The sequence below is a fragment of the Bacillus safensis FO-36b genome (assembly GCF_000691165.1).
GTDB classification, from domain to species: domain Bacteria; phylum Bacillota; class Bacilli; order Bacillales; family Bacillaceae; genus Bacillus; species Bacillus safensis.
Map to the genome: position 1 here is coordinate 297479 of NZ_ASJD01000004.1, position 8955 is coordinate 306433.

The window sequence follows — 8955 nt, forward strand, 5'->3', positions numbered from 1 at the left end:
AGCACCTTTCTGTGCTTGCCCAAAACTCAGTTAGTTAGCAGAAGAATCCGCTTCTTTTTCTTTGTTTGCTTTACCATAGAAATAATCCGATGGATTCACTGGTTTGAAATCAGATAACTTATGGAATCGAAGTAGATCCCTATAGAGCACTTTATCTGAAAGACTTAACTGATTATCAACACGGGCTTTAATCGCCTCTGTCTTTTTATTTTGTTTCACCACTTTACCTGTTTTCGTATCATAAACGGTATTATCGACAAGTGTGTATTTCGGTGTCACATAGTTTCCATTACGGAAGGCAACAGTCTCATCATGCTTTTTAGAGAATAGGTCTGTTCCAAAATTCACGAATTCATTTGAATCGATACCTTGTAAGTGAAGAAGTGTTGGCATAACGTCGACTTCACCACCATACGTATGGTTCACGCCGCCCTTCTTACCAGGAATACGAATCATGAGCGGAACACGCTGGTTTTGTGCATTTTGATAAGGAGTGATTTCTTTCCCTTGAATTTCACTCATTGCACGGTTATGGTTCTCAGAAATACCGTTATGGTCACCATATAATAAAATGACTGAGTCTTTATACATACCTAATTTTTTCAAGTCTTTGAAGAATTGCTCTAATGACTCATCTAAATATCTTGCTGTTTGGAAATAGTTATCGACTGTTTTATCGCCAGTTGTTGCCTTAGCGATTGTCGCATCTTTTTCATCTAAATTAAATGGATAGTGATTTGTCAGTGTCATTAAATGTGCATAAAATGGCTTTTTCATTGATTCTAGCATTGGAATTGATTCTTTGAAGAACGGTTTATCCTTAAGACCCATATTCACAAGGTTTTCTTCATCCATGTTGTAATAGGAAGCATCAAAGAATTGATCAATTCCCATATGTTTATAAATCGTGTCACGGTTCCAGAAAGATTTATAGTCCCCGTGAAGCACTGCACTCGTATAGCCTGCTTTTTGATCTAGGATGGCAGGTAGTGATTGGAAGGTATTTTCACCCTTTGTCACAAATGCTGCTCCCTCTGGCAAGCCAAACATACTATTATCCATCATCAGCTCAGCATCTGATGTCTTCCCTTGACCAGTCTGATGGAAGAAGTTATCGAAATACGTAAAGTCGTCTTTCCCATGAGCCAGTTTGTTTAAGAATGGAGTCACTTCTTCTCCATTTAATTTGTAGTCAATTAAGAAAGACTGAAAGCTTTCTAAATGAATTTTAATAATGTTTTTACCTTTTGCTTTCCCAAAATACTCTGCATTTGGCTTCGCATAGTGAGAAGACGTATAGTTCACAACATCCGTTAAATCTTCACTGCTTGCATTGGCTACCTGTGTTGCGTTTTGTGCTGCTTGTACCCCGTCATAAATCGTATAATTATAAACACCTAAGTATTTGACAACATACTTATGATCAAAGGTTCTTGTTAATAATTCTGGACGATCCTTTTCAGCCAAATGAAGGTTTACAAAGAACAGTCCAATACCTGCAGCTACAATCAGCAGTGCAAACGTCTTTTTCATTTGGAACTTCTTCACTTCTGGTCTCCAAATGACAATCGCAATCAAGATGATAATATCAAGGAAGTATAAAAGGTCATGCGGCTTAATGCTTGCTAACACACCGCCAGTCATGCCTCCCCCAAGATTTCCTGCCTGCTTCATTGTTGAGAAAGTCAAAAAGTCATCAAAGAAACGGTAATACGCTACATTTGCATATAAAAGTGCGGTCATAATAAAATCAATAACAATTAAAACAATGGCAGATTTACGCCCCTTCAAAAAGAGAGCAAGTCCAAAAAACACGATGGCTGAACTAAATGGATTCAATAAGAGAAGCCCCTCTTGAAAAGAACCTTTTACTCCTAAATTAAAGTCCATTTTGTAGGCTGTGTACGATTTTGCCCAGAATAAAAGGACAGCCAAAACAAAAAAGCTATATTTGTTTGCAAATATTTTTTTCATAAAACCTCTTCTTTCTTATCATCGTTCTGATATAAATGAAATCATAAAAAATTTACATTCATTTTGCAAATGTAAATCTTCTTCGCCAAGCATGCCGATGCTCTGTCTCCGCCGGATACATGCGCTCCTTTAATATAACGAATGAGAAGCATCATAAGTTTCAAAAAAAATACGAGTAAATAAAAGGAAAAATATCCATTTACATTAAATTTACGCACACTTCATGTTTTAGTGGATGAAGAAGGTTTTGTAAATCACTCAGTATTACTTTACTTTTTTCATCTATTCGTGTCAAAGTAATTATAAAGAAAAGGAAGAATCACCTAGGCTTTTCGACTCATTTACCCAAATTTATACAAAATTCGATCCATGCTTCTTTTATTGTGACTCAACCTCCATTAATCCATGTACTTCCTAAAAAAACAGTTTAAATCAAAAAAAGCTTGATTTCCCCTACTGATGTGCGGTGTGATAAAGAGGTAGAACTTGATCACAACACTTATATGTTCATGACAAAAAAATCAGGCTGGAGGACATCACATGAAGATGAACAAACAAATCAACACTTTTGAAAAGAGATTTTCAGAAGATGTAGTCACTATCATTGCTGTTACAGGACCTTCTGGCGTAGGTGCAGGAAAAGCTGGACAGGCACCTCTTTGGACCGCTTCTATTCCACTGATTGCTTGGAAAGAAAACGGCCATATCATAACCGAAAATGTAAGACTTTGCTGGTTAACAGATGACGAGGGATTAAGGGAAAAACAGGCACAATTACATAAAGAATCAATCGTTACACTTCAGGTCCGAAAAGGCGAAGGTGAATTCATGCTTGTATCTTTGATTGATACAGATACACAGGATCAAGCGCTTCAAGAAATTTTAGAAGAAGCCCAAAAGCCTGTGTATTATCATGATGACATACTTGGAACCTTTGAGTTAGTAAAAGGACTAGACTTATTTGAAAAAACGATCCAATGGAGCAATGAAGAGTGCCTTCTCTACTTTAACCTCGAAGAAGATGAAAAAATAAATGACTCTCTTCGAACAGCAAACCACCTCATGCAAGAACAGGCCAAATGGGATTCTTCTATTAAATCATTTGCCGCGAATCAGCTGATAGATCTAGCAAAGGATTGGCAGGAACAAGACGAATCAGCTGAAGAGCAAGAAGAACTCACAATGAATCAATTTATAAGCCGCATTTCACTTGAAAGCCTGCATGTTTACCCTGAGGGAGAGTTTGAAGTCTACTATCATGACGGTGATTTATTTTGGGGGCATGTCATTATTGTCAAAGGAAATATAAATGGCACATTTCATGATGCACATATTGCAGGCTAAAGGCTGGAGGAATAACCCATGGAAATCAAAGCTTTTCAAGAATTAAATCTGTTTGGGAAAACACCAGTCATCGCCAAAATTGGCGGCTTCCGTCCTGATCCAGCTGTACACAGCTGGTTTGCAGGCCATTTTTTCATCGATCCTAATCAAGGCTGGCCGATAGATCAAGATGGAGCCATGATTCCGATTTTACAAATTTATTTACCAGAAGTGCCAGGAGGAATGAACGGCTTCAATGAATGTAAGCTGATTCAAATTTTTCTTAATCAGAATACACTTCCGATTGATCTCACCAAAAACGGTGAAGGCTGGAAGCTCATTGAATATTCATCAATCGAAGGTTTAGAAGTAGCTGAAACTCCTGAAGAAGTGAGAGGGCTCAAAGCTTTTCAAATCCAATGGAACGAAAGTGAGCAAAGGGACTTCCCTTGCTGGGAAGAGGCATGGTCATATGTGGACCTAACAGAAGTAAACGAAAGTGAAGAAGCGACAGACCACTTCTTTAATCAATACACAAATTATTCGTTCACAAAAATCGGTGGATATGGGGCGTATATTCAATCCCCGCCCCATCAACAACAAGGCGAATTCATGCTCCAAATCGCCTCAGAAGAAAAACCTCGTTTCATGATTGGTGATAACGGCACGATGTATTTCTATTATGACCAAGAATCAAAAGAATGGTTTATGCACTGGGATTGTTTTTAACGTTTATTGAATGAAACCTCGCCTTCTCCTAAACGTAATGAGTAACAATGAAAGGAGGCAGCAAAATGGGATTCATTCTAGACATCTTTTCACTTGCTGTGTATATCCCTTTTCTACAAGTGGATGAAGAGGAGATCTCGAGGAACGCAGCACATCTCAAAAAATATAGCTGGTTTCAAACACTATTACATGAACAAACTTGCAGGGAGCTCATCATTTATGATCCCGATGTTCGACGTGTCATAGGCAGGTTTAAAACGGAGAAACTCCATAAGAAGCGATACAACTTAAGATGCGAACGTAAATTACTGCAAGCATTACAACGCGCATTCTAAACTGACAACAAGAGCCGCACTTTCCTGTGGCTCTTGTTTTATTAATAGAATCGTTCCTTTTGAAGAAAACATTTGACGCCTGGACAACTCTCCCCGTATATTATGTATAAATCCATCTTTTTCAAAGAAAAGGGGGCCTCACATGCGCTTGTTTAAGAACTGGAGAAAAAAGCAGCCTGCACAGCAAATCACTTCAGAAAAGCAAGAAGACAGCATCCCAGTCAACTTCTCCACACTTCCCTTTGGCACAGACACCGTCGATGATTTTTTGTTCAACCTAGACCTGACCTCCAAGCTCACAGATCCCTATAAAGAAACAGATACGAACAAGCTTACCTAGATCTTCGTAAATTCTCATCCAATACTGGATGATTTTTTTATACTCAATGAAAGGTGTATCCAATGAAAACATATTATATCGTCAGACACTGCCAAGCAGATGGACAATCTAAAGCTGCAGCTTTAACCCCACAAGGCATCACTCAATCTCATGAACTGGCACAGTTTTTTTCCAGCATTCATCTCAATCAAATTATCTCAAGTCCTTATAAACGAGCGATCCAAACTACTGAGCCCCTTGCTCATGCAAAACAGCTCGAGATAAAAATCGATCAGCGCCTCTCTGAACGTGTATTAAGCAGCAAACCAATAGACGATTGGTTTGAGAAGCTAAAGCTCAGTTTTACAGACTTACATATGACCTGTGAAGGCGGAGAATCGAGCCAAGAAGCCATGAATCGTATTGTAGAAGCACTACACGAACAAATAAAATTAGAAAAAGATCATACCCTATTCGTCACACATGGCAATATCATGAGCCTGCTTCTTAAACACGCTGATCCAACGATTGGATTCGAGGAGTGGAAGAAACTAAGCAATCCAGATGTCTATATTCTGAAATATTTTAGTCCAGATCATATTGAAACAAAGCGAATATGGCATTAAAAAAACGGCAGAATGAACTCTGCCGTTTTCTCATCTATTGCTGATAATAAAATGCCTCTACCCACTCATACGGCCTTTTACGCTCTGCACACCATGTCATAAAGCCTCTTGTCTCCGTCTGCTGAAATGCCATCCAGTCCGTTAAAAGCTGGCCATAATAAGCGGCTTGTTTTTGAACATTCGTACGAGTTCTTTGATCTTGAATCAGTATCATAACATTTTCAATCCCTTGAATTCTCTCTTGATCCTTCTCATAGGTGCTTAAATAAAGATCTTCATGTATATGATGAAACGAATACCACAAGGCCGATAAATAGATTTCACAAATTTGAACAATCACACGCTGTTCCTTGCTGCCCCCAAGCTCTAGTGCCTTCAATAAATGAGGCAGCCCTTCTCCCTGATGCACAAACAAACCTTGCCAGCGATACGGTCTCACATCCAATGGATCAACATTCTCCCACTCTTGAAGAACAGGCTGGATCACCCCATTTACCAATGGATACACAAGCAGATGATGACCATCCTCAAACCGTTCAATCCACTCAAACAGCCAAGCAGCAAATTCACGCTGTTCTTCAAAATCGTTCTCCTTCATCTCTTCAATAAAGGACTGAAGAACTTTTAGCGCATCTTTACGCAGGCCCTGTTCTTTTCTCACACAGTACTGTCTAAAAAGAGGATAATCATTTACTCCCTCGTCTTGAATAATAGCCTGTAATATCGTCTTCGTTTGCATGATCACAACGCCGCCTCTTTACATCCATTCTTTTCTATGTTCATGAATAAATTGAATGTCTTTTTGATAATGTTCAAGATGTCCTTCTTGAATCATGTTTTGAAAAGCGATATCACCCTCACACGCTTGTCGTTTCATATACTGACATAACCCTTCTAAACGAAGCAGCACCATATCCAAATAATCTTCTGCTATTTCCTCGCCATAAGATTCAAAAAACAGTTTGACTCTATGCTTTATCTGGTCTGCATGGTCTAATGAAAGATAATTCACGACCTCCCCTGTTTCAGTGCGAAAAAATCTACTGAGAGGCACACATGTATAAAGGGTATATGCGATATCCCAAAGCCTTGGACCAGGAGCAGCTACATCAAAATCAATAATCCCTACTGGTTTTTTATCCTTGAAAATGATGTTGTACATCGCAAAATCATTATGGCAAACAACCTCTATGTTGTTAGGCGTATTGTCCATTCGTTCCCAATCATCTGAAATGGAGAAGTCCTGAACAGCATCATGATAAAGCCTTAACATGCTCGCTATTTCTTTTAAAACATCGTGAGTACACATGTATTCTTTTAAAGGATCATGACCTGCCACGCCATCAATAAAGGACAATACCTCTCTACCTTGTTCATCAACCCCTAAAAACTTTGGAGCATAGGAGAAATTCTTTTTTTCTAAATGCTTTAGCAGCTTTCGTATATTGATATTGTCTGACTTTACTTCTCGACGAACCGTATCTCCAGAACGATATACGTTCGAGACATTGCCACCTGTCAATAACTCCTCATGATCATTTTGTTTTTTCATAAATTCTCCCCTCATACTGGGTCATGTCAGCTAAAGATGTGTATGTACCCACAAATATTCATTTAGTTACACAAAGATGGTTCACTGTTTTATGTGAATGCGCTACTCCATTTTGTTTCCTTACATGGTTAAATGTATCGTACCAAATGTTACAAAACAACTAAAGATTATACTGTTAACAGTAGTACATGCTCATTCTATTCTAATAGGTTTTTATTTTTATCTAAATAACTCATTTAAACCACAAAAAAACGTTTCACCACGAGGGTGAAACGTTAGGTTGACGGTAAAAACCACTCATGAAACTTTTAATAGATATTGGAGGCCGGGGTCGAACCGCACTCCTTGATAAATTATTCCAAAAAGGCAAGGTATACTTTCTTAAAGTAAAGCACCCGTTAATGATATAAGAATTAAAGTTCTTCTTGATATATTTCTGATTTTATCGGCTTTAAACTCAAAGGTATTTTAAACTCATGAATACTTTCAATATGATTAAAAAAATGATCGATATCGTCATAATCCATTGACCATTCTTCTACCACCTTTAACTTTTTTAACTCGCTTGTTGGTTTAAATAAAAATTCACAGTGTAGTTGTTCCATGTGAGAATATTCATCTTCTTCATAAACTGTAAACTGACGTACAAAGTCAAAATGAAATAGTTCCTCTCCTGTAAAATCATAGACACCACACTGAAATAAAATTTCTTTATCTTCTTCGCCCTCAACTGTCACCTTTGAAAAAGCCTTAAATGTTTCCCAAACCTTTTTTATATCATCGTTATCTTCACCAATACTATCTTTAAGATAACGTTCAGCATTTTTAACCGTAATCATTACAACACCTCTTGTGTACAATTTATCCAATCCTTCTTCAATTATCCTGCCCCTTTAGTTTAATAATAAGGCAACCATCAATAAAGTAAAAGTTAATCTCCTTAATATGTTCCTCTTAGCTAATTCACCCTTTCAGCAGTGAACGCGATTTGAAGTAATTTTGTCGTATGAAGAATCAGCTAAAAAACAAATAAAAAACGCCCTCCTACAATTTATAGAAAGACGTTTTAAACGTTGATATTCCTTAATTCTTCTGTAATTGACGACAATAAAGAATATCTAAAACTAGATACCGGTGGCCGGGGTCGAACCGGCACTCCGTGAGGAACACGATTTTGAGTCGTGCGCGTCTGCCAATTCCGCCACACCGGCATGATCATTAAAGAGCGCATCTTATATTAAAAAACATGGTGCCGAGGGCCGGACTTGAACCGGCACGGTAGTCACCTACCGCAGGATTTTAAGTCCTGTGTGTCTGCCAATTCCACCACCCCGGCAGTCTTTTCAAAAAAGGCGACACCCGGATTTGAACCGGGGATAAAGGTTTTGCAGACCTCTGCCTTACCACTTGGCTATGCCGCCATTATTGGAGCGGAAGACGGGATTCGAACCCGCGACCCCCACCTTGGCAAGGTGGTGTTCTACCACTGAACTACTTCCGCACATCAACTGGGCTAGCTGGATTCGAACCAACGCATGACGGAGTCAAAGTCCGTTGCCTTACCGCTTGGCTATAGCCCAATAATAAAATGGGGCGATTGATGGGAATCGAACCCACGAGTGCCAGAGCCACAATCTGGTGCGTTAACCACTTCGCCACAACCGCCATACTATGAATATTTTGATAAAAGTGGCTCGGGACGGAATCGAACCGCCGACACACGGATTTTCAGTCCGTTGCTCTACCAACTGAGCTACCGAGCCAAGTATTCGATGTTATGAATCATATTAAGAAAATTGGCAGGGGCAGTAGGAATCGAACCCACACCGGAGGTTTTGGAGACCTCTGTTCTACCTTTAAACTATGCCCCTATGAAAATAAAAAATGGTGGAGGGGGGCGGATTCGAACCGCCGAACCCGGAGGGAGCGGATTTACAGTCCGCCGCGTTTAGCCACTTCGCTACCCCTCCACTTTTGAAAAACAGTGCCGGCAAGAGGACTTGAACCCCCAACCTACTGATTACAAGTCAGTTGCTCTACCAATTGAGCTACACCGGCAAATAGTGGTGGCTCGGGACGGAATCGAACCGCCGACAC

9 protein-coding genes and 10 tRNA genes are annotated in these 8955 nt (G+C 39.3%); 5 read left to right on the top strand and 14 right to left on the bottom strand.

Going from position 1 to position 8955, the window contains the following annotated elements:
- Window positions 1–30 precede the first annotated feature (30 nt).
- On the bottom strand, window positions 31–1974 hold the full coding sequence (ltaS, locus tag BA81_RS11915; protein WP_034282310.1) for a lipoteichoic acid synthase: 1944 nt from the start codon (window positions 1972–1974) through the stop codon (window positions 31–33).
- Window positions 1975–2514: 540 nt separating this feature from the next.
- Here ltaS and BA81_RS11920 point away from each other — a divergent pair.
- The 5 genes from BA81_RS11920 (at window position 2515) to BA81_RS11940 (ending at window position 5306) form a co-directional block, all read left to right on the top strand.
- Window positions 2515–3318, top strand: coding sequence for a DUF2262 domain-containing protein (locus tag BA81_RS11920; protein ID WP_034282311.1), 804 nt, complete (start codon window positions 2515–2517; stop codon window positions 3316–3318).
- An 18-nt stretch (window positions 3319–3336) separates the two neighbouring features.
- Complete coding sequence (locus tag BA81_RS11925; RefSeq protein WP_034282312.1) at window positions 3337–4026, top strand: DUF1963 domain-containing protein; 690 nt, start codon at window positions 3337–3339, stop codon at window positions 4024–4026.
- A 65-nt stretch (window positions 4027–4091) separates the two neighbouring features.
- Window positions 4092–4361: a hypothetical protein gene (locus tag BA81_RS11930; RefSeq protein ID WP_034282314.1), complete on the top strand. Its 270-nt coding sequence runs from the start codon at window positions 4092–4094 to the stop codon at window positions 4359–4361.
- Between the two features lie 142 nt (window positions 4362–4503).
- Entirely contained in the window at window positions 4504–4701 is a 198-nt protein-coding gene (locus tag BA81_RS11935; protein WP_034282315.1) for a hypothetical protein, read from the top strand.
- A gap of 62 nt (window positions 4702–4763) precedes the next feature.
- Complete coding sequence (locus BA81_RS11940) at window positions 4764–5306, top strand: histidine phosphatase family protein (protein WP_034282317.1); 543 nt, start codon at window positions 4764–4766, stop codon at window positions 5304–5306.
- 34 nt (window positions 5307–5340) lie between these two features.
- Here BA81_RS11940 and BA81_RS11945 read toward each other — a convergent pair whose 3' ends face one another.
- The 13 genes from BA81_RS11945 to BA81_RS12005 all read right to left on the bottom strand — a co-directional run bounded on the left by BA81_RS11945 (window position 5341) and on the right by BA81_RS12005 (window position 8916).
- Entirely contained in the window at window positions 5341–6045 is a 705-nt protein-coding gene (locus BA81_RS11945; RefSeq protein ID WP_034282337.1) for a hypothetical protein, read from the bottom strand.
- A gap of 18 nt (window positions 6046–6063) precedes the next feature.
- Window positions 6064–6858: a phosphotransferase gene (locus tag BA81_RS11950; protein ID WP_034282318.1), complete on the bottom strand. Its 795-nt coding sequence runs from the start codon at window positions 6856–6858 to the stop codon at window positions 6064–6066.
- Between the two features lie 413 nt (window positions 6859–7271).
- Window positions 7272–7697: a hypothetical protein gene (locus BA81_RS11955; RefSeq protein ID WP_034282320.1), complete on the bottom strand. Its 426-nt coding sequence runs from the start codon at window positions 7695–7697 to the stop codon at window positions 7272–7274.
- A gap of 290 nt (window positions 7698–7987) precedes the next feature.
- Window positions 7988–8069, bottom strand: a tRNA-Leu gene (locus BA81_RS11960).
- Window positions 8070–8105: 36 nt separating this feature from the next.
- Window positions 8106–8194, bottom strand: a tRNA-Leu gene (locus BA81_RS11965).
- A 14-nt stretch (window positions 8195–8208) separates the two neighbouring features.
- Window positions 8209–8279 (bottom strand) — tRNA-Cys (locus tag BA81_RS11970).
- 5 nt (window positions 8280–8284) lie between these two features.
- Window positions 8285–8359: transfer RNA gene (locus BA81_RS11975), tRNA-Gly, on the bottom strand.
- 7 nt (window positions 8360–8366) lie between these two features.
- Window positions 8367–8438 (bottom strand) — tRNA-Gln (locus BA81_RS11980).
- A gap of 9 nt (window positions 8439–8447) precedes the next feature.
- A tRNA-His gene (locus BA81_RS11985) sits at window positions 8448–8523 on the bottom strand.
- Window positions 8524–8548: 25 nt separating this feature from the next.
- A tRNA-Phe gene (locus BA81_RS11990) sits at window positions 8549–8621 on the bottom strand.
- Between the two features lie 34 nt (window positions 8622–8655).
- Window positions 8656–8729: transfer RNA gene (locus BA81_RS11995), tRNA-Trp, on the bottom strand.
- 14 nt (window positions 8730–8743) lie between these two features.
- Window positions 8744–8828 (bottom strand) — tRNA-Tyr (locus BA81_RS12000).
- Between the two features lie 15 nt (window positions 8829–8843).
- Window positions 8844–8916 (bottom strand) — tRNA-Thr (locus tag BA81_RS12005).
- Window positions 8917–8955: the final 39 nt, after the last annotated feature.